19 protein-coding genes are annotated in these 20,678 nt (G+C 66.7%); 7 read left to right on the top strand and 12 right to left on the bottom strand.

The genetic code is table 11. The features are described 5' to 3' along the window. Positions 1-22 precede the first annotated feature (22 nt). The 6 genes from smpB to AC1RAD_RS09285 all read left to right on the top strand — a co-directional run bounded on the left by smpB (position 23) and on the right by AC1RAD_RS09285 (position 3,597). Positions 23-499, top strand: a complete 477-nt coding sequence (smpB, locus tag AC1RAD_RS09260) for an SsrA-binding protein SmpB (RefSeq protein ID WP_062477854.1) — start codon at positions 23-25, stop codon at positions 497-499. A gap of 94 nt (positions 500-593) precedes the next feature. Beyond that, entirely contained in the window at positions 594-974 is a 381-nt protein-coding gene (locus AC1RAD_RS09265) for a COG4315 family predicted lipoprotein (RefSeq protein WP_492734613.1), read from the top strand. A 24-nt stretch (positions 975-998) separates the two neighbouring features. Further along, the gene (locus tag AC1RAD_RS09270; protein WP_492734614.1) at positions 999-1,505 is read left to right on the top strand and encodes a sigma-70 family RNA polymerase sigma factor; all 507 of its coding nucleotides are present in this window, start codon (positions 999-1,001) and stop codon (positions 1,503-1,505) included. Positions 1,506-1,521: 16 nt separating this feature from the next. Next, positions 1,522-2,346 carry an anti-sigma factor family protein gene (locus tag AC1RAD_RS09275; protein ID WP_492734615.1) on the top strand — a complete coding sequence of 275 codons (825 nt, stop codon included), beginning with the start codon at positions 1,522-1,524 and terminating at the stop codon, positions 2,344-2,346. 77 nt (positions 2,347-2,423) lie between these two features. Beyond that, complete coding sequence (locus AC1RAD_RS09280) at positions 2,424-2,819, top strand: COG4315 family predicted lipoprotein (RefSeq protein WP_062479812.1); 396 nt, start codon at positions 2,424-2,426, stop codon at positions 2,817-2,819. Between the two features lie 100 nt (positions 2,820-2,919). Continuing rightward, positions 2,920-3,597 carry a hypothetical protein gene (locus AC1RAD_RS09285; RefSeq protein ID WP_492734616.1) on the top strand — a complete coding sequence of 226 codons (678 nt, stop codon included), beginning with the start codon at positions 2,920-2,922 and terminating at the stop codon, positions 3,595-3,597. Between the two features lie 13 nt (positions 3,598-3,610). Here AC1RAD_RS09285 and AC1RAD_RS09290 read toward each other — a convergent pair whose 3' ends face one another. From AC1RAD_RS09290 to AC1RAD_RS09345, 12 genes are all read right to left on the bottom strand, one after another. After that, positions 3,611-4,528 (bottom strand): DMT family transporter, encoded by a 918-nt coding sequence (locus AC1RAD_RS09290; protein WP_070060770.1) that lies wholly within the window; start codon positions 4,526-4,528, stop codon positions 3,611-3,613. A gap of 16 nt (positions 4,529-4,544) precedes the next feature. Beyond that, the gene (gene typA / locus AC1RAD_RS09295; protein WP_095745387.1) at positions 4,545-6,383 is read right to left on the bottom strand and encodes a translational GTPase TypA; all 1,839 of its coding nucleotides are present in this window, start codon (positions 6,381-6,383) and stop codon (positions 4,545-4,547) included. Continuing rightward, positions 6,380-7,336, bottom strand: a complete 957-nt coding sequence (gene truB, locus AC1RAD_RS09300; RefSeq protein ID WP_492734617.1) for a tRNA pseudouridine(55) synthase TruB — start codon at positions 7,334-7,336, stop codon at positions 6,380-6,382. The genes typA and truB overlap by 4 nt, the downstream gene beginning before the upstream one ends. 2 nt (positions 7,337-7,338) lie before the next feature. After that, positions 7,339-7,710: a 30S ribosome-binding factor RbfA gene (gene rbfA, locus AC1RAD_RS09305; RefSeq protein ID WP_070060772.1), complete on the bottom strand. Its 372-nt coding sequence runs from the start codon at positions 7,708-7,710 to the stop codon at positions 7,339-7,341. A 21-nt stretch (positions 7,711-7,731) separates the two neighbouring features. After that, a complete protein-coding gene (gene infB, locus AC1RAD_RS09310) occupies positions 7,732-10,719 on the bottom strand; it encodes a translation initiation factor IF-2 (RefSeq protein WP_062479820.1) in 2,988 nt (995 codons plus the stop codon). A gap of 23 nt (positions 10,720-10,742) precedes the next feature. Beyond that, positions 10,743-12,227, bottom strand: coding sequence for a transcription termination factor NusA (gene nusA / locus AC1RAD_RS09315; protein ID WP_062479821.1), 1,485 nt, complete (start codon positions 12,225-12,227; stop codon positions 10,743-10,745). A gap of 17 nt (positions 12,228-12,244) precedes the next feature. Next, a complete protein-coding gene (rimP, locus tag AC1RAD_RS09320) occupies positions 12,245-12,874 on the bottom strand; it encodes a ribosome maturation factor RimP (protein ID WP_095745389.1) in 630 nt (209 codons plus the stop codon). Positions 12,875-13,061: 187 nt separating this feature from the next. Next, a complete protein-coding gene (locus tag AC1RAD_RS09325) occupies positions 13,062-14,270 on the bottom strand; it encodes a YbfB/YjiJ family MFS transporter (protein WP_354342076.1) in 1,209 nt (402 codons plus the stop codon). A gap of 20 nt (positions 14,271-14,290) precedes the next feature. Next, positions 14,291-15,934, bottom strand: coding sequence for an ABC transporter ATP-binding protein (locus AC1RAD_RS09330; RefSeq protein WP_492734618.1), 1,644 nt, complete (start codon positions 15,932-15,934; stop codon positions 14,291-14,293). Next, positions 15,931-16,974 carry an ABC transporter permease gene (locus AC1RAD_RS09335; protein ID WP_062479825.1) on the bottom strand — a complete coding sequence of 348 codons (1,044 nt, stop codon included), beginning with the start codon at positions 16,972-16,974 and terminating at the stop codon, positions 15,931-15,933. The genes AC1RAD_RS09330 and AC1RAD_RS09335 overlap by 4 nt, the downstream gene beginning before the upstream one ends. Next, entirely contained in the window at positions 16,967-17,980 is a 1,014-nt protein-coding gene (locus AC1RAD_RS09340) for a microcin C ABC transporter permease YejB (protein ID WP_062479827.1), read from the bottom strand. Before AC1RAD_RS09340 ends, AC1RAD_RS09335 begins: the two co-directional genes overlap by 8 nt. 16 nt (positions 17,981-17,996) lie before the next feature. Then, positions 17,997-19,829 (bottom strand): extracellular solute-binding protein, encoded by a 1,833-nt coding sequence (locus AC1RAD_RS09345; RefSeq protein ID WP_492734619.1) that lies wholly within the window; start codon positions 19,827-19,829, stop codon positions 17,997-17,999. Between the two features lie 37 nt (positions 19,830-19,866). On the opposite strand from AC1RAD_RS09345, the gene fabI reads away from it, so the two are divergent. Continuing rightward, the gene (fabI, locus tag AC1RAD_RS09350; RefSeq protein WP_307693525.1) at positions 19,867-20,649 is read left to right on the top strand and encodes an enoyl-ACP reductase FabI; all 783 of its coding nucleotides are present in this window, start codon (positions 19,867-19,869) and stop codon (positions 20,647-20,649) included. Positions 20,650-20,678 lie beyond the last annotated feature (29 nt).

Below are 20,678 nucleotides of genomic sequence, written 5' to 3' on the forward strand. Positions count from 1 at the left end.
TGCGCCCCCAACTTCTCGAGCCATGGCCACCAAGAAACAAGACACCTCCTCCCGCATCGCCGACAACAAGAAGGCCGCCTACAACTATTTCTTCGAAGAACGCTTCGAGGCCGGCATGGTCCTCGAGGGCTGGGAAGTCAAGTCGCTGCGCGAAGGCAAGGTGCAGCTGACCGACGGCTACGTGGTGATTCGCGACGGCGAGCTGTTCGTGGTCGGCTGCCAGATCAACCCGCTCAAGAGCGCCTCGACGCACGTCAATCCTGATTCGGTCCGCACCAAGAAGTTGCTGCTGCACAAGGAAGAGATCAAGCGCCTCGTCGGCAAGGTCGAGCAAAAGGGCTACACGCTGGTGCCGCTGAACCTGCACTGGAAGGCCGGCAAGGTGAAGTGCGAGATCGCGCTCGCCAAGGGCAAGGCCGAGCACGACAAGCGCGACACCATCAAGGACCGCGAAGGCAAGCGCGAAGTCGAGCGCGCGATGAAGAGCCGCAACCGCTGATTTTTCTTTTTTGGGCGGCATGGAATAAAACGCGCGCTGCGGGCGTTTGTGCGGTGTCATCGATCCTCGATGCCATCAACCCAGGAGTCTTTCCATGTCGCCTCTTCGCATATCTTCCGTCGGCATCGCCGCCGCACTGCTCGGCAGCCTGCTCGCCCTCCCCGCGTTCGCCCAGCCCAAGGCCGCCGATGGCGCGCTGGTCGGTGCGAACGGCATGACGCTCTACACCTTCGACAAGGACACGGCCGGCAGCGGCAAGTCGGCCTGCAACGGCGGCTGCGCCACCAACTGGCCGCCCTTCATGGCAGCCGACAGCGACAAGCCCAGCGGCGACTTCACCATCGTCACGCGCGACGACGGCAAGAAGCAATGGGCCGCCAAGGGCTGGCCGCTGTACTACTGGGTGAAGGACACCAAGCCGGGCGACAAGACCGGCGACGGCGTCAACGGCACCTGGAAAACCGCCAAGCCCTGAGACGGACAGGCTCCCGGCCTACCCATGGACGCCCGCCTGCTGGTCGAGCACATCCCGAGCCTGCGCCGCTATGCGCGCGCGCTCACGGGCAATGCCTGGGCGGCCGACGACCTGGTGCAGGACACGCTCGAGCGCGCCTGCGGCAAGTGGCGGCTCTGGGTGGTGGGCACCGACCTGCGCGCCTGGCTCTTCACGGTCATGCACAACCTCTTCGCCAGCCAGGTGCGGCGTCGGCCGCCACCGCATGCGGTCGTGCCGCTGGAGGAGGTAGCGCCCGAACAACTGCAAGGCGGCGCCGACCCGAGCCTCGGCCTCGACCTGCAGCGCTGCCTGATGCAACTGCCCGAGGAGCAACGCGCCGTGCTGCTGCTGGTGACGCTCGAAGACCTGTCCTACGCCGAGGTGGCGAAGGTGCTCGGCATTCCGATCGGCACCGTGATGTCGCGCCTCTCGCGCGCCCGCCTTCGCCTGCAGGAACTGATGGACGGCGCCGCCGCGTCCAGCCGCCCCGGCCTGCGCCGCCTCAAGTGACGTGAAGCACCCCGCCATGAACCGCCCCCCCCTGCCCCCCACCGACGACGAGCTGCACGCCTGGGTCGACGGCCAGTTGCCGCCCGAACGCCGCGAGGCGGTCGAGGATGCGCTGGCGCGCGATCCGGCCGTGGCGGCCCGCGTGGCGGCCTGGCATGCCCAGCGCGACGCGTTGCGTCGCCTGCACGGCGGCCTGCTCGACGAACCCGTGCCTGCGCCGCTGATGGGCGTGCTCGAACGGCGCCGTGCCGAGGCCGGTCGCTCGACCCCCTGGCTGCGCTGGGGCGGCATGGCCGCCGGCCTGCTGGTCGCCTTCGCGGCCGGCTGGCTCGGCAATGCCCAGTGGTCGGGCGCGCCGCGCGCGGCCGGTGCCTCCTTGGCGCGCGCACCGGCCGTGCGTGAGTTCGTGCGCGACGCCTCGGTGGCCCACGTCGTCTACACCCCCGAGAAACGGCACCCCGTCGAAGTGGCCGCCGCCGAGCAGCAGCACCTGGTGCAGTGGCTGTCCAAGCGCCTCGACCACCCGCTCAAGGTGCCCGACCTGTCCTCGCTCGGCTACACGCTGGTCGGCGGACGCCTGCTGCCCGGCGAAACCGGCGCGCGCGCGCAGTTCATGTTCGAGGACGCGGCGGGTGAACGCATCACGCTGTACATCGGCACGCTCGACGCGCAGGCCGCGGACGCCGCTGCCTCGCGCGAAACCGCCTTCCGTTTTGCTTCGGACGGCGCCGTGCCGAGCTTCTACTGGATCGACCGGGGTTTCGGCTACGCCGTGGCCGGTCGCCTGCCGCGCGATGCGCTACTGAGACTCGCGACCCTGGCCTACCGCGAGTTATCGTAGCGACGGCATAAACTGCCGGTTCGCGCATTCACCTGGCTTGTTTTCGCGATTGATTTTTCAACTGAAGGAGAAACTGCATGAAATTGCTCAGCGCCTCGATCCTCGCAGCGGCACTGCTCGCCGGCTGCGGCGGCATGTCCACCAAGACCGCTGGAGCGCCCGACACGCCCACCCGCACCGCCGACGGCGTGCTGGTCGGCCCGAACGGCATGACGCTCTACACCTTCGCCCGCGACACCGCCAATGCCGGGACCTCCGCCTGCAACGGCCAATGCGCCACCAACTGGCCGCCGCTCGCCGTGGCCGACGCCGCCAAGCCCATGGGCGGCTACACCATCATCGTGCGTGAAGACGGCAAGAAGCAGTGGGCCTACAAGGGCTGGCCGCTGTACTACTGGGCCAAGGACACCAAGGCCGGCGACAAGACCGGTGACGGCGTGGCCAACGGTGCCTGGAAGGTTGCCCGTCCCTGATACCGCTGATGTGATGGCGTCGGTCTGAACCGGCGCTTTCAGCGACCCAAGCCTCGGCATCTGCCGGGGCTTTTTTCATGGTGCACGGCAGAATGGCCCGATGACTTTTGCCGACACCACCCCGGATGCCTTCCACGCGCTTGTGTCTCACGGCCTCATCACCGACGCGCAGCACGATGCCGCGCTCGCGCATCCCGAGGCCCCCGCCCTGCCACCGATTCCCGGCCCCGCGCATGCGCTGGCCTGGATGCGCCTCAAGAATCTGATCGCCGAGGAAGAACTGGATGCAGCGGTGGAACGCCTCGAAGCCGCCTCGCCGGCCGTCACGGCGTTCACCGAAGCGGAAGACATCGCCTACGACGCGGACGACCTGCTGGACCTCGGCAAGACCGGCATCACGCACGAGGCCGTGATCGCGCTGTTCAACGAAGGACTGATCGACACCGAGACCCGCGACCTGGCGCTGCGTGCCGCGCCTCTGACCGGCGCGCCCGCCGCCCTGGGCCCCACGCTGGGCTGGCTGGTGACCGACGGCCTGCTCGACACGGCGCCGTTCGAAGCGCTCCGCACCCGGGTCGCCGCCGAGCCGGCCTTTGCGACGGCAGCCGACCATCGGCGCATCCTCGACGAGGCCCAGGCGATCGTCGCCGCCGACGAGCAGGAGACCGCCGACATGCTCAAAGAGTTCGCGCGCAGCCAGCAAGCCAGCTGGCGCAACTTCGGAATGATCGTGGTGGCCGTCGTGATCGTGATCGGCTGGTACCTCTTCGGCCGTTGAGGGCGGCGAAAGGTCAGTGCGCGCCCGGCAGCGCGCTGTCCGCCAGCGTGGTGCGACGCCCGCGCAGCGCGAGCAGCTCGTTGAACACCAGCGCGCCGATCACGAGCACGCCGCCCGTCAGCACGCTGGCTGCGGGCGTCTCGCCGGCGCCGAGCCAGGCCAGCGCGATGCCGAAGATCACCTCGAGCAGCGCCAGCAATGCCACCTCGGGCGCCTTGAGCACCTGCGCGCACAGCACCGAGAGCACGCAGGGAATCGCCAGCTGAAACACACCCAGGAAGGCCAGCAGCCCCAGGTCATGGGGGCCGGCATGGAACGGCCAGGCCAGCGGCAAGGTGACGAGTGCGGAGAGAGTCGCGCCGATCAGCACCGCGGGCACGAGATCGACATCCTGCCCCTTGGCGTGCGCATGCTGCACCACGGTCCATTGCGTCGCGCCGGCCAGCGGCACGCACAGCGCCACCAACGTGCCGACGAGCGACCCGCCACCACCGCCCAGCAGCTGCGTGCCGTACATCCAGCCGATGCCCAACCCCGCGACCACGATGGCCGCCCAGGTGCGTGCGGGCAACCTGTGCCCGATGAAGAGGCGCGCGGCCAGTGCGGTGAACAGCGGCCCGAGCGACATCGTGACCAGCACGCTCGCGGTGGAGGTGAGGGTCAGCGCCACCATGAAGGCCGTGAACATCACGGCCCAGCAGACGCCCGAGATCCAGAGCGAACGCCCGCCGCGGCGCAGCAGCGAGAACACCGCCCGCCCCCGCCAAAGCGGCAAGATCACCAGCAGCGCCAACATCGTGAAGAGGCTGCGCCAGAAGGTGATCTCGAAACTGTGCGCCTGTGCCAGGTGCCGCGTGACAACGCCCGCCGTGCCCCACATGAGGGTCACGGCGACCATCAGCCCGACTGCGGCGCCGTGCGTCAGGCGCATGGCCGATCGAAGGCGATCAGCCGTTCGACGTGTCGCGGCCGGCGCGCTTGCGGTCGCTTTCCTTCAGGAAACGCTTGCGCAGGCGAACGCTCTTGGGCGTGATTTCGACCAGCTCGTCGTCCTCGATGAACTCGACGCCGTATTCCAGCGTGAGGTCGATTGGGGGCGTGATCTTGATCGCGTCTTCCTTGCCCGAGACGCGGAAGTTGGTCAGCTGCTTGGTGCGCGTGGCGTTCACGACCAGGTCGTTGTCGCGGCTGTGGATGCCGACGATCATGCCTTCGTACACCGGATCGTTCGCCTTCACGAACATGCGACCGCGGTCGTCCAGCTTGCCCAGCGCGTAGGTGAAGATTTCACCGTCGTCCATCGAGATCAGCACGCCGTTCTTGCGGCTGCCGATCTCGCCCTTGTGGGCTTCGTAGCTGTCGAAGATGTTGCTGATGAGGCCCGAGCCACGCGTCAGGTTCAGGAATTCGTTCGTGAAGCCGATGAGGCCACGCGCCGGAATGCGGTACTCCAGGCGCACGCGGCCACGGCCGTCCGGTTCCATGTTGACCAGCTCGCCCTTGCGTTCGCCCAATGCCTGCATCACGCCACCCTGGTGGGTTTCTTCGATGTCGGCCGTGACCAATTCGATGGGCTCGTGCTTTTCGCCGTTCACGGTGCGGAACACCACGCGCGGCTTCGACACGGCCATTTCATAGCCTTCGCGGCGCATGTTTTCCAGCAGGATGGTCAGGTGCAGTTCACCGCGGCCCATGACTTCGAAGATGCCTTCTTCGTCGGTCTCGCTCACGCGCAGTGCCACGTTGTGCTGCAGTTCCTTTTGCAGGCGGTCCCAGATCTGGCGGCTGGTCACGAACTTGCCTTCGCGGCCGGCCAGCGGGCTGGTGTTCACACAGAAGTTCATGGTCAGGGTCGGCTCGTCGACCTTGAGCATGGGCAGCGGCGCAGGCTTGTCCTTGTCGGTCACGGTGACGCCGATGCCGATGTCGGCGATGCCGTTGATCAGCACGATTTCACCGGGGCCGGCTTCGGTCGATTGCACGCGGTCCAGGCCCTGGAAGGTCAGCACCTGGTTGACGCGGCCCTTGACGGTCTTGCCGTCCGGACCTTCCATGACCAGCACGTCGGTCATGGGCTTGAGCGTGCCCTGGCTGATGCGGCCCACGCCGATGCGGCCGACGAAGGTCGAGAAGTCGAGGGCGGAAATCTGCAGCTGCAGCGGCGCGTTCGGGTCACCCTTTTGCGACGGCACGTGCTTCAGGATGGTGTTGAACAGGGCCGACATGTCGGGGCCCCACTGCTCGCCAGGAGCGCCTTCTTCGAGCGACGACCAGCCGTTGATGCCCGAGGCGTACACCACGGGGAAGTCGAGCTGTTCGTCGGTCGCGCCGAGCTTGTCGAACAGGTCGAAGGCGGCGTTGACCACCTTGTCGGGGTTCGCACCGGGCTTGTCGACCTTGTTCACGACCAGGATGGGCTTCAGGCCCAGGGCCAGCGCCTTCTTGGTCACGAAGCGCGTCTGCGGCATCGGGCCTTCCTGCGCGTCGATCAGCAGCACCACGCCGTCGACCATCGACAGCGCGCGTTCCACTTCACCGCCGAAGTCCGCGTGACCCGGGGTGTCGACGATGTTGATGTGCGTGCCTTCCCAGGTCACGGCGCAGTTCTTGGCCAGGATCGTGATGCCACGTTCCTTTTCGATCGCGTTGTTGTCCATCACCGTGTCGACGACCTTCTCGTGCTCGGCGAAGGTGCCCGACTGGCGCAGCAGCTGGTCGACCATGGTGGTCTTGCCATGGTCCACGTGGGCAATGATGGCGATATTGCGGATTTGCTTGGTACTCATGGTGTCGCTTCGGTCTGTGGTGCGTTCAAAAGAATTTGCTGAATTTCGATGGGGTTCAGCAAGCGCCCCGGGATCAGTTCGCCGGCGCTCACGTGGGCGGTGCCCAGGAACGCCTGCGGGTCGGTGCCGAACACGGCCACCGCCTCGGCATCGGCCCAGCCGCCACGGCGGCGCAGGCCCGAGAGAAAACGTGCGGCATCTTCGGCCGCGAGCGTGACGCGGCTGTGGCCGTCGACCAGCGCTTCGGGCGGCAACAGGCGTGCCAGGCGCTCGTCTTCGGTCATGGCTTCGAGCGCTTCGATGGTGACGCACTGCGCCTGCCCGAAGCCGCCCGTGGCCGTGCGGCGCAGCGAGGTCAGGTGCGCGCCGCAACCCAGTGCCTCGCCGATGTCCTCGCCCAGGGTGCGAATGTAGGTGCCCTTGCTCACGCTCGCCACGATGCGGATCGTGGTGTCGTCCAGCCGGGTCAGCGCAAGCTGGTGAATGACGACGTCGCGCGGTGCGCGCTCGATCTCGATGCCTTCGCGGGCGTACTCGTACAGCGCCTTGCCGTCTTTCTTGAGTGCGCTGTGCATCGGCGGCACCTGGCGGATCGGGCCGGTGAATTGGGCCTGGACGCGGGCCAGGTCTTCTGGCGACACCTGCACTGGGCGTTCGGCGATCACCTCGCCTTCGGCGTCACCCGTGGTGGTCTTGACGCCCAGGCGCGCGACTGCCTCGTAGGTCTTGTCGGCGTCCAGGTGCAGTTGGCTGAATTTGGTGGCGGCGCCGAAACACAGCGGCAGCACGCCTGTGGCGAGCGGATCGAGCGTGCCGGTATGGCCCGCTTTTTCGGCGCGCAGCAACCACTTGGCCTTTTGCAAGGCCTGGTTGCTGGAAAACCCCAGCGGCTTGTCGAGCAGCAACACCCCATGCACAGGGCGCCGCTGCACCCGTGTGCGTGGCGCGTTCATCGCTAGTCGTCTTTCGAGCGCGAAGCAACGGCCTGTGCGATGAGCGCATTCATGTCGGCCGCACGCTCGGTGGTGCGGTCGAACAGGAAGTGCAGCGTCGGCACGGTGTGGATGTGCAGGCGCTTGAACAGGCCGTTGCGCAGGAAGCCTGCGGCCTGGTTCAGCGCTTCGGTGGTCTCGGCCACGTCGCCCGTGAGCAGGCTGAAGAAGACCTTCGCATGCGCATAGTCGGGCGTGACCTCGACCGCCTGGATCGTGACCATGCCCACGCGCGGGTCCTTCAACTCGCGCGCGATCAGCTCCGTCAGATCGCGCTGGATCTGGTCGGCGACCTTGAACGCGCGGTTGGGTGCGGCTGCTTTTCTTTTCGGCATGGCCTCTTTCGCGTCGAACGCTTACAGCGTCCGGGCGATTTCCTTGATCTCGAAGAATTCGAGCTGATCGCCCTCTTTGATGTCGTTGTAGTTCTTGAGCTTGATACCGCACTCAAAACCTTCGCGGACTTCGCGGACATCGTCCTTCATGCGCTTGATCGAGTCGACTTCGCCGGTGTAGATCACCACGTTGTCGCGCAGCAGGCGGAAATGCGCGCTGCGGTTGACCGAGCCCGAAGTGACGTACGAGCCGGCCACGGTGCCGATCTTCGAGGCCACGAACACCGTGCGGATCTCGGCCGAGCCGATGATCTCTTCGCGGCGCTCCGGTGCCAGCATGCCCGACATCGCGACCTTGATCTCGTCGACGGCGTCGTAAATGATGCTGTAGTAGTTCAGCTGAACGCCATTGCCTTCGGCCAGCTTGCGCGCACCGGCATCGGCACGCACGTTGAAGCCGATGACCACAGCCTTCGACGCGATCGCGAGGTTGATGTCGCTTTCGCTGATGCCGCCGACGCCGGCGTACACGATCTGCACCTTGACTTCTTCGGTCGCCAGCTTGAGCAGCGACTGGGCCAGTGCTTCCTGCGAGCCCTGCACGTCGGCCTTGATGATGATGCGCAGCGTCTGCACTTCGCCCGCCGACAGGTCGGTGAACATGTTCTGCAGGTTCGCGGCTTGCGCCTTGGCCAGCTTGGTGTTGCGGAACTTGCCCGCGCGGTAGGTGGCGATTTCGCGCGCACGGCGCTCGTCGGCCATCACCATGAACTCGTCACCTGCCTGCGGCACTTCGGTCAGACCCTGGATTTCGACCGGGATCGACGGACCTGCCGACTTGGTGGCCTTGCCGTCTTCGTCCAGCATGGCGCGCACGCGGCCATAGGTGGAGCCGGCCAGCACCACGTCGCCGGTCTTGAGCGTGCCGGACTGCACCAGCACCGTGGCGACCGGGCCGCGGCCCTTGTCGAGCTGCGCTTCGATGACCAGGCCCTTGGCGGCGGCATCCACCGGCGCCTTGAGTTCCAGCACTTCGGCTTGCAGCAGCACCTGCTCGAGCAGGTCGTCGATGCCCTGGCCGGTCTTGGCCGACACCGGCACGAACGGCACGTCGCCGCCGTACTCTTCAGGCACGACCTCTTCGGCCACCAGTTCCTGCTTCACGCGGTCCAGGTTGGCGTCGGGCTTGTCCACCTTGTTGATCGCAACCACGATCGGCACACCCGCCGCCTTCGCGTGCTTGATGGCTTCCTTGGTCTGGGGCATGACGCCGTCGTCGGCCGCCACCACCAGGATCACGATGTCGGTGGCCTGCGCACCGCGGGCACGCATGGCGGTGAACGCCTCGTGACCCGGGGTGTCGAGGAACGACACCATGCCGCGTTCGGTTTCGACGTGGTACGCACCGATGTGCTGCGTGATGCCGCCGGCTTCGCCCGCGGCGACCTTGGCGCGGCGGATGTAGTCCAGCAGCGAGGTCTTGCCGTGGTCGACGTGACCCATGACGGTCACGACCGGTGCGCGCGGCAGGGCTTCGGCCTGTTGCGCCGACACGTCCTCGTCGGTGAAGGCTTCGGGGTCGTCCAGCGCGGCAACCACCGCGTTGTGGCCCATTTCCTCCACGATGATCATCGCGGTGTCCTGGTCGAGCGACTGGTTGATGGTCGCCATCATGCCCAGCTTCATCAATTGCTTGATGACTTCCTGCGCCTTCACGGCCATCTTGTGCGCGAGCTCGGCGACCGTGATGGTCTCGGGCACGTGCACTTCGAGCACGCGCGCCTCGACCGGTGCGGCCGGTGCGTGCTGCTCGTCATGACCGCCACGGTCGTTGCCGCGACGGCCACGCGGGCCTCCGCGCCAGTTGCCGCGGCTGACACCCCCGCTGGCATCGCCGCGGGTCTTGATTTCCTTCTTCTTGGCAGGATCGCCGGCCCAGCTCGACGAAAGCTTGGCGGACTTGACTTCCTTGCCAGCACCGGCGGCGGCCGGCGCTGCGGCGCCAGGGGCCGCAGGGGCGCCCGGGCGGCCCGGCGGCGTGGCCGGCTTGTGCAGCGTGCCCTTGACCGTCGACTTTTCAGGCTGCGGCTTCTCCGGCGCCTTGTGCGGCACCAGCACGCGGGCCGGTGCGTTCATCATGGCGCGGATGGCTTCGGCTTCGGCCAGGGCCTTGCGGCGACGCTCGTCGAGGTCCTTGGCGCGGGCGGCTTCTTCGTCGGCACGGGCCTTCGATTCGGCGGCGGCCTTGGCCTTGGCGTCTTCCTTGGCCTGCGTGGCGGCGTTCTGTGCGGCCAGCTTGGTGTCGGCAGCCTGCTTTTCGGCAACGGCAGCGGTCTCTGCAGCAGCAGCAGCGGCAGCCACGGCAGCCGGTGCGGCCGGGGCAGCCACCGGCTGCTTCGCGGCTTCCTTGGCCGAAGCGGCGGCGGCTTCAGCGGCCTTCTTCTCGGCGGCGATGCGCGCAGCTTCCTGCTCGGCCTGTTCGGCGCGCTCGGCCTTTTCGGCCTGCTCGCGCTCACGGGCTTCGGTTTCTTCGCGCTGGCGACGCTTCTCGGCCAACTCTTCTTCCTGGCGGCGGATCAGCTCGGCCTGGCGGCGTGCGTCTTCCTCGCGGCGGGCCAGTTCGGCTTCGTCGATCTGGGGCGCAGCCGGTGCGGCGGACGTTTCGGCCGCCTGCTGCTGCGCGCCTTCGGCCGTGGCCGGGTGGCCTTCATCGCGCTGGATGAAGGTGCGCTTCTTGCGCACTTCGACCTGGATGGTGCGGGCGCGACCGGTGGCGTCGGCCTGCTTGATCTCGCTGGTCGACTTCTTGGTCAGCGTGATCTTCTTGCGCTCGGGCTCGGCGGTGCCGTGGCTGGCCTTCAGGAAGCCGAGCAAGCGCTGCTTGTCGGCCTCCGTGAGTGCATCGGTGGCGGCCGCTTTGGGCACGCCTGCGCTCTTGAGCTGGTCAAGCAAGGTTTCGGGAGTCTTCTTGAGCTCGTTCGCGAACTCGGCGACAGTGGTACTGGACATATTGCTTTCGTGCCTCCATACCGTCACTCTTGGCCGGCGAACCAATGTTCGCGGGCTTTCAAGATGAGGGCTTTGGCGTCATCGGCGCTCAGGCCGGTGATTTCGGTGAGTTCATCGACCGCGAGGTCGGCCAGGTCGTCACGGGTGTTCACACCCGCTTCAGCCAGCTGCGGAATCAGGTCGGGATTGAGGCCTTCGAGGTCGCGCAGGTTCTGCGAGACGGTTTCGACACCTTCTTCCTTGGCGATTTCCATGGTCAGCAGCGCATCCTTTGCACGGGCGCGCAGCTCATTGATGGTGTCTTCGTCGAAGGCCTCGATCTCAAGCATCTCGGAGATCGGCACGTAGGCCACCTCTTCGAGGCTGTTGAAACCTTCCGAAATCAGGATGTCGGCGATTTCCTCGTCGACATCGAGCTTTTCCATGAAGAGCTTGCGGCTGGCATCGGTCTCGGTCGCCTGCTTCTGGGCCGACTCGTTCGCGTCCATGATGTTGATCTTCCAACCGGTGAGGTCGGAAGCCAGGCGCACGTTCTGGCCGCCGCGGCCGATGGCGATCGCGAGGTTTTCCTCGTCCACCACCACGTCCATGGCGTGTTTTTCTTCGTCGACCACGATCGACGAGACATTCGCCGGCGCCAGGGCGCCGATCACGAACTGGGCCGGGTCTTCGCTCCACAGCACGATGTCCACGCGTTCGCCGGCGAGCTCGTTCGTGACGGCGTTGACGCGGGTGCCGCGCACGCCGACGCAGGTGCCGATCGGGTCGACACGCTTGTCGTGCGAGAGCACGGCGATCTTGGCGCGCGAACCGGGGTCGCGGGCACAGCTCTTGATCTCGAGCAGGCCTTGTTCGATCTCGGGCACTTCCTGGCGGAACAACTCGATCATGAACTCGGGGGCCGAGCGCGACAGGATGATCGGCGCGCCGCGCAGCGTCAGGTCGACCTCCATGATCATGGCCCGCACGCGGTCGCCGTTGCGCAGGTTTTCCTTGGCGATCATCTCGCTGCGGCGCAGGCGGCCTTCGACGCGCCCGGCTTCCACGATGATGTCGCCCTTGTCCAGGCGCTTGACGGTGCCCACGAAGATCTTGTCGCCGCGCGACATGAAGTCGTTGAGCAGCATCTCGCGCTCGGCGTCGCGGATCTTCTGCAGGATCACCTGCTTGGCAGCCATGGCACCGATGCGGCCGATCGGCACCGAATCGACGGATTCCTCGATGTATTCGTCGACCTCGATGTCGGGCATCTCCTCACGCGCCTCGAAGAGCAGGATCTCCTGGTCGGGCAGTTGCAGGCCGGCCTCGTCGGGAACGACGTGCCAGCGGCGGAAAGTTTCGTAGTCGCCGCTGTCGCGATCGACCGCCACGCGGATATCCACGTCACCCTGATGGAGCTTCTTGGTGGCTTGCGCCAGTGCGGACTCGACCGCGCCGAAGACCACGTCGCGCTCGACGTTCTTCTCGCGCGAGATCGCATCCACCAACATCAACATTTCGCGATTCATGCCACCACTCCTCTTGTTCAGTCCGGAACATTCGTTCCGTCGTCAATATCCGAAAAACCCGGTTGGGTTTTGGCCTTGCGGCCCTTGAAATCCACAATCGGCGCGAGCCGCGCATCGCGCAGCTCGTCCAATACGAAGCCCAGCGCATGCAACGGTGCAGGCGCGCGCTTCTTGCTCACTTTTTGACCCGGCTTGGTCTCGGGCGCATCGCTCCAGACGATCTGCCAACCCGAACCGCCTTCAGCACGCTCCAGCGTGCCGCGAAACTTCTTGCGATTGGCCGACACCTGGCCCGCCGCGGCAGCGCCCATGGGCGCCTTGAGGGTGATGTCGATCACCGCGCCCACGAATCGCTCGAAATCCTGTTCATTGCGCAAGGGGCGATCGATACCGGGCGAGGAGACCTCGAGCCGCTTGTAATCGACCGCATCGACTTCCAGCGCGAATTGCAGCTGGCGCGTGACCTTCTCGCAGTCTTCCACCGTCACGAAGGGTTCGGGCACGCCGGCCGCTACATCTTCAGAGGTGGGGGGCGTCCAGGGCAAATCAATCGTCACGCGCAGCAATCCACCGGCCGAGCGCTCGACCTCGACCAGGTCGTAGCCGAGACCGGCCACGGTTTGTTCTACTGTTTGCTGCAATGCCACGTGTTTGAAAGCGCCTTCTGAATCAATGCCCAAGCCGCAGCACCCGCCCACCACGGATGCCACGACGCCAAATAGTTGCTGCTTGAGAATGCATAGACCAAAAAAAACGGGCGGTTGGTACCCGCCCGTTTGGTCGTGAGCCTCGAATTATATGCTATTCGCGTGCATAAATGAAGGACATCGGTATTCAGGCGGCCACAGGGCGCCGGTATTTCGACCAGACCACGGCAAACAGCACCGCGCCCAGGGCCAATGCGGCCGCCGCCACCAGCAAAGGCAGCTCGAAAGAACCGGTGCGCTGGGCCAATGGCGCCGCAAACAGCGGCCCGATGATCTGCCCCACCCCGTAGGACGCCGTGGCATAGCCGATCAACCCGGCCGCGGCATTCCCGCGCAGCCGGCGGGCTTCCCGCATGGCGAAAAGCGTGATGGCGGTGAAAGGCATGCCGAGCAGCAGGCTGCCGAGTGCAAAACCCGCAATGGTCGGCCAGGCCACCGAAAACACGACGCCCAGGGCCTGCAATGCATAAGCGGCGGCCAGCAGCAGCCGGTTGTCCCAATGCACCGGGGCGCGGGCGCCGATCAATGCGCCCGGAATGATGGCCGCGCCGAACAGCGGCCAGAAGAAATCCGGCCACGGCGATCCCGGCAGCGCCTGCCGGGCGATCACGGGCAGGAAAGTGGCCGTAATGATGTAACCAAAGCCTGCCAGCCCATAGAGCGCGACCAGCCAGATCGCATCGCTGCGGGCCGACCCTGATCCCGAGGCGCTGCCCGTTGCAACAGCCGGACTCGCCGCCGCCCCGCCTGCCGCAGCCCCCGCCCGCTCGCCGTCATCGAACACCCGCCAGATCACAGCGATCAGCACCACGGCCAGCAACCCGAGACCGATCCAACCCGCCTCCGAACCCCAGCGGCCGAGCGCCCCGCCCAGCAACCCGGTCATGGCGATCCCGATGCCCGGCCCCGTGTAGATCACGCCGGCCAGCATGGGCGAATTCGTCTCGGCCAGCCGGCGCAGCCCCCAGCCCGAGGCGAACACGAAGACCCAGGCGCTCATCACCCCGGCCGCCGCACGCAGCACGCCCCAGCCGACGAAGCTGTGCAGCAGCCCCATGCCGACCAGCAAGGCCGCCGTGGCCAGCAGCCCGCCGCGCACCATGCTCGACGCCTTGATGCCGATGGCCGCGCAGCTGACCGCGCCGAAGAAATAGCCCAGGTAATTAAGAGACGCCAGCAAACCGCCGCCGGCCAGCTCGAGCTTTCCCTCGCTCAGCATGATGGGCAGCATGGGCGTGAAGGCGAAGCGCCCCAGGCCCATGGCCACCGCCAGCGTGACCATGCAGGCCAGCGCCGCGCGCCAGGCACCGCGCCGGTCGTGTCCGATATTCGACATTTCTACCCGTCTCCGTTTTTTTATTCCAGCAGCGCCGCCGCCACCAGCTTCTGTGTGTAGGGATGCTCGGGGGCGTCGAGGACCCGCAGGGCCGGCCCGGATTCGAGGATCGCACCGTCTTTCATCACGATGACCTGGTGCGCCATGGCGCGGATCACCTCGACGTCGTGGGTGATCAGGAGGTAGCTCAGCCCCCGCTCGCGCTGCAGCCGCTGCAGCAGGCCGAGCACCTGCTTCTGGATGGTCACGTCGAGCGCGCTGGTGGGCTCGTCGAGCACCAGCAGCTGCGGATCGACGATCAGCGCCCGGGCGATCGCCAGCCGCTGGCGCTGCCCGCCCGAGAACTCGTGCGGATAGCGGTCGAGCAGCGCGGGAAACTGCGCCTCGCTCAGTCCCACGTCGGCCAGCGCCGTGAGCGCGCGCGCCCGGCGGGCGGCGGCGTCGAGCTCGGGCGCGTGCACGCGCAGCCCCTCGCCCACGATCTGCTCGACCGTCATGCGCGGCGAGAGCGACGAGAACGGGTCCTGGAACACCACCTGCATCGTGCGGCGCAGCGCGAGGTCGGAGGCGCGGTCCACCGCCCAGCCCTTCCCCGTCACCTGCAGTTCGCCCCGGTGCTTGAGCAGGCCGAGCGCGGCCAGCGCCAGCGTCGACTTGCCCGAGCCCGATTCGCCGACCACGCCCAGCGTTTCGCCCGGCGCGATCCGGAAATCGGCGCCCTGCACGGCGACGAACTCGCCCTTGCGGAACCAGCCCGCGAAGCCGGGACGCGACACCGGATAGCTCACGCGCAGCGCCCGGGCCTCCAGCACCGGCGGCGCCGCGCCGTCGGCGGCCGCCTCGGCCACGTCGCGCGCCGGATGGCTGTCGATCAGCTTGCGGGTGTAGGCATGCTGCGGCGCCTCGAACACCGTGCCCACCGGGCCATGCTCGACGATGTGGCCGCGCTCCATCACCGCCACCCGGTCGGCGAAACGGCGCACCAGGTTCAGGTCGTGGGTGATGAGCAGCACGGCCATGCCGTACTTGCGCTGCAGCTCGGCCAGCAGCTCGAGAATCTGCGCACGCACCGTGACGTCGAGCGCCGTGGTCGGCTCGTCCGCCAATAGCAGGCGCGGCTTGCAGGCCAGCGCCATGGCGATCATGGCGCGCTGGCGCTGCCCGCCCGAGAGCTGGTGCGGATACGACCTCGCCCGCCGCGCCGGTTCGGGAATGCCGGTGTCGGCCAGCAGCTGCACAGAAGCCTCTTGCGCGGCGCGGGCCGACAGCCCTTCGTGCAGTTCGAGCACCTCGGCGATCTGATCGCCCACGGTGTACAGCGCATTGAGCGCGGTCATCGGCTCCTGGAAGATCATCGCGATCTCCTTGCCGCGGATGCCGCGCAGTTCGCGCTCCGGAATCGACAGCAGGTCGCGCGCACCGCGCTGCGCCTGCGACCCCGACAGGGTCGCCACCCCGTCAAGGTCGGCGTTCTGCACCAGCCGCAGCAGCGACAGCGCCGTGACCGTCTTGCCCGAGCCCGACTCGCCGACCAGCGCCAGCTTTTCGCCGGCCGCGATCTGCAGGTCGATGCCATGCACCACCGGCTTGCCGCCGAAGGCGACGCGCAGCCCCTTCACGTCGAGCAAGGGCTGGTTCTTCGTCGTGTCGCGTGTCGTCGTCATTTGTCGGCCTTCCGGGGGTCGAGCGCATCGCGCAGCGCGTCGCCCATGAAGGTCAGCAGCATCAGCGTGACGACCAGCACGCAGAAGGTGGACAGCGAAATCCACCACGCATCGATGTTCCCCTTGCCCTGGCTCAGCAGTTCGCCGAGCGACGGCGTGCCGGGGGGAACGCCCAGGCCGAGGAAGTCGAGCGAAGTCAACGCGAGGATGGCCGCGCTCATGCGGAACGGCAGGAAGGTCACGACCGGCACCATGCTGTTGGGCAGGATGTGGCGCCACATGATCTGCAGGTTGCCCACACCGAGCGCGCGTGCGGCGCGCACGTAGTCCATCTGGCGGTTGCGCAGGAACTCGGCGCGCACGTAGTCCGACAGTCCCATCCAGCCGAACAGGCTCAGCAGGATCAAGAGCAGCGACACGCTCGGCGTGAAGATCGCGCTGAAGATGATCAGCAGGTACAGCTCGGGCATCGCACTCCAGATCTCGATCAGGCGCTGGAAGGTCAGGTCGATCTTGCCGCCGAAGAAGCCCTGCACGGCGCCGGTCGCGATGCCCAGCACCACGCCGACCACCGTGAGCGCCAGCGCGAACAGCACGCTCACGCGAAAGCCGTAGATCAGCTGGGCCAGCAGGTCGCGCCCGCGCTCGTCGGTGCCGAGCAGGTTCGCGTGCGAGGGTGCGGCGGGGTTCGGCGGCTTCGAGAAATAGTTGAGCGTGGCCGGACCGTAGCGGTTTGGCGCATACAGCGCCCAGTTGTCGCCCTGCGTGATGCGCTGCTCGATGAAGGGGTCGAGGTAGTCAGCCGGCGTTTCGAAATCGCCGCCGAAGGTCTTCTCGGAATAGTCGCGCAGCACGGGGAAGTAGGTCTGGCCTTCGTAGCGCACCACCAGCGGCTTGTCGGTGGAGAGCACGTCGGCGAACAGGCTCAGCACCACCAGCGCCGAGAAGACGACCAGGCTCCAGAACCCCAGCGGGTTGCGGCGGAAACGGCGCCAGGCACGGCGCCCGGGGCTCACGGACACGGCGGCGGCTTCAGTCAAACTTCACCCTCGGATCGACCCAGACGTAGCAGAGATCGGAGATGAGCTTGGTCACCAGCCCGATCAGCGTGAACAGATAGAGCGTGCCCAGGAACACCGGGTAGTCGCGCCGCAGCACGCTCTCGTAGCTCAGCAGGCCCATGCCGTCGAGCGAGAACAGCGTCTCGATCAGCAGCGCGCCCGAGAAGAAGGCGCCGATGAAGGCCGTCGGAAAGCCCGTGATGATCGGGATCAGCGCATTGCGGAACACGTGTTTCCAGAGCACCTGCCGCTCGGCCAGCCCCTTGGCCCGCGCCGTCAGCACGTACTGCTTGCGGATTTCCTCGAGGAAGGAGTTCTTGGTGAGCATCGCGGTGATCGCGAAGCTGCCCAGCACCATGGCCGTCACCGGCAAGGTGATGTGCCACAGGTAGTCGACGATGCGCGCACCCCAGCTCAGCGACTCCCAGTTCGGCGAGGTCAGCCCGCGCAGCGGGAACCACTGCAGCTGGCCGCCGAAGATCACCAGCAGCGCCACGCCCAGCACGAAGCCCGGGATGGCGTAGCCGACGAGCACCAGCAGCGTCGTGAAGAAGTCGAAGCGCGAGCCCGCCCGCACGGCCTTGGCCACGCCCAGCGGCACCGCGATGAGGTAGCTGATGAAGAAGGTCCACAGCCCCAGGCTGATCGACACCGGCAGCTTCTCCTTGATGAGCTGCCACACGTCCTTGCTCTGGAAGAAACTCTTGCCCAGGTCGAAGCGGGCGAACTGCTTGAGCATCTGCCAGAAGCGCTCGGGGGCCGGCTTGTCGAAACCGTAGAGCGCCTTGATCTCGGCCACCTGCTTGGCGTCGAGCGTGCGGCCGGTGGGGCCGCCCGAGATGCGGTTCTCCTTGTTGGTGAGTTGCGAAAGCAGCTGCTCGGCCGGACCGCCGGGCACGAACTGCACGATCGCGAAGTTGAGCAGCAGCACGCCGAACAGCGTGGGAACGATCAGCAGGAGGCGTCGGATCAGGTAGGCGGCCATGCGTGTTCTTGTTCTCTTACTTGGCGCTCGGCTCGATCCACCACATCGTCAGCATCGCCGACCCCGCCAGCAGGCGCTGCGGCAGTGGCGCGTCCGGGCGACGCAGCTTTCGCTTGTGGGCAATGAAATACTGCTTGCCGTAGTACATCGGGGTCATGTAATGCTGGTGGAGCAAGTAGCGGTCCAGCAGCCGCGCGGCCGCCGCGAGCGAGGCGCGGTCGTGGCTGTTGACGATCACCTCGACGATCTCGTCGACCACCGGGTCGCTGATGCCGCTCAGGTTCTGGCTGCCCTTCTCGCTCGCCGATTTCGAGCCGAAGTCGTCGTACAGCTCGTTGCCGGGACTCGACGAGCCACCGACGAGGCTGATGGCCATGTCGAAGTCGAAGTCGTCCAGCTTCTTCTTCAGCAGGCTCGGGTCGCGCAGGCGGTAGTCCAGCCGGATGCCCAGCTTGCCGAGGTTGCGCGCATACGGCGCGAGCACCACGCCCGAGCTGCGATCGGCGATGTCGATGGTGATCACGAACGGCGTGCCGGCCTTGTCGCGCAGCGCGCCGTCGCGGTAGGTCCAGCCGGCCTCCTTGAGCAGTTCCTGCGCCTTCACGAGGTTGCGCCGCAGGCCCTCGGCGGTGTCGCCGCTGCTGTCGGGGCGCGGCAGCTCGCCCTTGGTGTTGTCGAGGTAGCGCTGCCGGGTCTTGAGCTTGTCGATCAGCGCCTGCTCCTCGGGACTGACCTCGGGCTGGGCCATGAGGTCGTCGCTGTTCTGGAAATAGCTCTGGGTGCGCCCGCGGCGGCCGTAGAACAGGTGGGCGTTGAGCCAGTCGAAGTCGAAGGCCAGCGCCAGCGCCCTGCGCACGCGCATGTCGGCGAAGCGCGGCTGCCGCAGGTTGGGCGCCAGGCCCTGCATGCCGGTGAAGCGGCGATGCGCGATCTCTTCCTTGACCAGCTCGCCGGAGTCGAAGCGGCGGCCCTTGTAGCGGCGCACCCACGCGATGATCGAGCGCTCTTCCATCGCGTCGAGCGCGCCGGCCTTGAGCGACTCTTCTTCGCCGAGCGAGTCCTTGAAGTACTGGTACGACACCGTGTCGTAGTTGAACATCCCCTTGCGCACCGGCAGGTTGGCGGCCCAGTAGTCCGGGCGCCGGCGGTACGAGATGAACTTGCCGAAATCGACCCTGTCCACCATGTACGGCCCGCTCGCGATCGGCGCCTCGGTCACGATCTGGTCGAAGGGCTTGCCCTTGCCCCAGGCGCTGGAGAACACGGGCAGCCCGCCGATGATCATGTGCAGCTCGGCGTTCTGGCGCACGAAGTCGAAGCGGATGGTGCGCTCGCCCGTCACCACGGCCTCCTTGATGTCGGCCCAGTACGAGCGGAAGGTTGGTCCGGCGGCCTTGCTGCGCAGGGTGTCGAAGGAGTACTTCACGTCTTTCGCCAGCACCGGCGAGCCGTCGGAAAAGCGCGCCTTGGGGTTCAGCCGGAACGTGACGCTCAAGCGGTCGGGCGCCAGCTGGATGTCCTCGGCCAGCAGGCCGTACTGCGAGAAGGGCTCGTCCTCGCTCGGCGTGGTCAGCGAATCGAAGAGCAGGCCGTACTCGGAGAACACGAAGCCGTTGGCGCTGTAGCCCATGCCCACTGGCGGCACGCCGCGCAGGGTGAAGGGGTTGAGCTTGTCGAAGCTGCCGGCGGCCGACAGGGTCAGGTCGCCGCCCTTGGGGGCGTTGGGGTTCACGTAGTCGAAATGCGTGAACGACGCCGGGTACTTGGGCTCGTAACCCATGCCCAGCCCGTGCGCTGCCCACGAGGGCAGCGCCAGGAGCGCCAACATCCAGAGCAGCCAACCTCGCATGCGAGAATTCTGCCCAAGATTTTCACGAGGCAACTTCATGGGCTTTCTTTCCGGCAAGAAACTGTTGATCACCGGTGTGTTGAGCAATCGCTCCATTGCATATGGCATTGCCAAGGCCTGTCACGACCAGGGCGCGGAACTCGCCTTCAGTTATGTCGGCGAGCGATTCAAGGACCGTATCACCGAATATGCCGCAGACTTCGGCTCGAAACTGATTTTCGACTGCGACGTGGGCGACGACGCGCAGATCGACAAGCTCTTTGCCGACCTCGCGCAGACCTGGCCCAAATTCGACGGCTTCGTGCACAGCATCGGCTTCGCCACGCGCGAGTCGATCGCCGGCGACTTCCTGGAAGGCCTCTCGCGCGAAGGCTTCAAGATCGCGCACGACATCAGTGCGTACAGCTTCCCGGCCATGGCCAAGGCGGCCCTGCCCTACCTCAACGACAAGTCGGCCCTGCTCACGCTGACCTACCTGGGTGCCGAACGCGCGCTGCCCAACTACAACACCATGGGCCTGGCCAAGGCCTCGCTCGAGGCCTCTGTGCGCTACACCGCCGCCTCGCTCGGCCCGAAGGGCATGCGCGTGAACGGCATCAGCGCCGGCCCCATCAAGACGCTCGCCGCCAGCGGCATCAAGAGCTTCAGCAAGATCCTCACGGCCGTGGCCGACGCCTCGCCGATCCGCCGCAACGTGACCATCGAGGAAGTCGGCAACGTGGCCGCCTTCCTGCTGAGCGACCTGGCCAGCGGCGTGACCGCCGAGATCACCTACGTGGACGGCGGCTTCAGCAACGTGGTCGGAGGCATGGCGGAGTAATTTCCCCTCTCGGCTCCCAGCGCCTGCCA

This window comes from Variovorax sp. GW823-FHT04B03 (assembly GCF_058796495.1).

Coding starts and splice junctions, on each gene's coding strand:
- rbfA (WP_070060772.1), bottom strand. CDS start 7,710: ATGCCGAAAAGAAAAGCAGCCGCACCCAACCGCGCGTTCAAGGTCGCC.
- AC1RAD_RS09290 (WP_070060770.1), bottom strand. CDS start 4,528: ATGCGCCTGACGCACGGCGCCGCAGTCGGGCTGATGGTCGCCGTGACC.
- AC1RAD_RS09265 (WP_492734613.1), top strand. CDS start 594: ATGTCGCCTCTTCGCATATCTTCCGTCGGCATCGCCGCCGCACTGCTC.
- AC1RAD_RS09285 (WP_492734616.1), top strand. CDS start 2,920: ATGACTTTTGCCGACACCACCCCGGATGCCTTCCACGCGCTTGTGTCT.
- AC1RAD_RS09280 (WP_062479812.1), top strand. CDS start 2,424: ATGAAATTGCTCAGCGCCTCGATCCTCGCAGCGGCACTGCTCGCCGGC.
- fabI (WP_307693525.1), top strand. CDS start 19,867: ATGGGCTTTCTTTCCGGCAAGAAACTGTTGATCACCGGTGTGTTGAGC.
- truB (WP_492734617.1), bottom strand. CDS start 7,336: ATGAACGCGCCACGCACACGGGTGCAGCGGCGCCCTGTGCATGGGGTG.
- infB (WP_062479820.1), bottom strand. CDS start 10,719: ATGTCCAGTACCACTGTCGCCGAGTTCGCGAACGAGCTCAAGAAGACT.
- AC1RAD_RS09275 (WP_492734615.1), top strand. CDS start 1,522: ATGAACCGCCCCCCCCTGCCCCCCACCGACGACGAGCTGCACGCCTGG.
- smpB (WP_062477854.1), top strand. CDS start 23: ATGGCCACCAAGAAACAAGACACCTCCTCCCGCATCGCCGACAACAAG.
- typA (WP_095745387.1), bottom strand. CDS start 6,383: ATGAGTACCAAGCAAATCCGCAATATCGCCATCATTGCCCACGTGGAC.
- AC1RAD_RS09270 (WP_492734614.1), top strand. CDS start 999: ATGGACGCCCGCCTGCTGGTCGAGCACATCCCGAGCCTGCGCCGCTAT.
- AC1RAD_RS09325 (WP_354342076.1), bottom strand. CDS start 14,270: ATGTCGAATATCGGACACGACCGGCGCGGTGCCTGGCGCGCGGCGCTG.
- AC1RAD_RS09345 (WP_492734619.1), bottom strand. CDS start 19,829: ATGCGAGGTTGGCTGCTCTGGATGTTGGCGCTCCTGGCGCTGCCCTCG.
- AC1RAD_RS09330 (WP_492734618.1), bottom strand. CDS start 15,934: ATGACGACGACACGCGACACGACGAAGAACCAGCCCTTGCTCGACGTG.
- nusA (WP_062479821.1), bottom strand. CDS start 12,227: ATGAATCGCGAAATGTTGATGTTGGTGGATGCGATCTCGCGCGAGAAG.
- AC1RAD_RS09340 (WP_062479827.1), bottom strand. CDS start 17,980: ATGGCCGCCTACCTGATCCGACGCCTCCTGCTGATCGTTCCCACGCTG.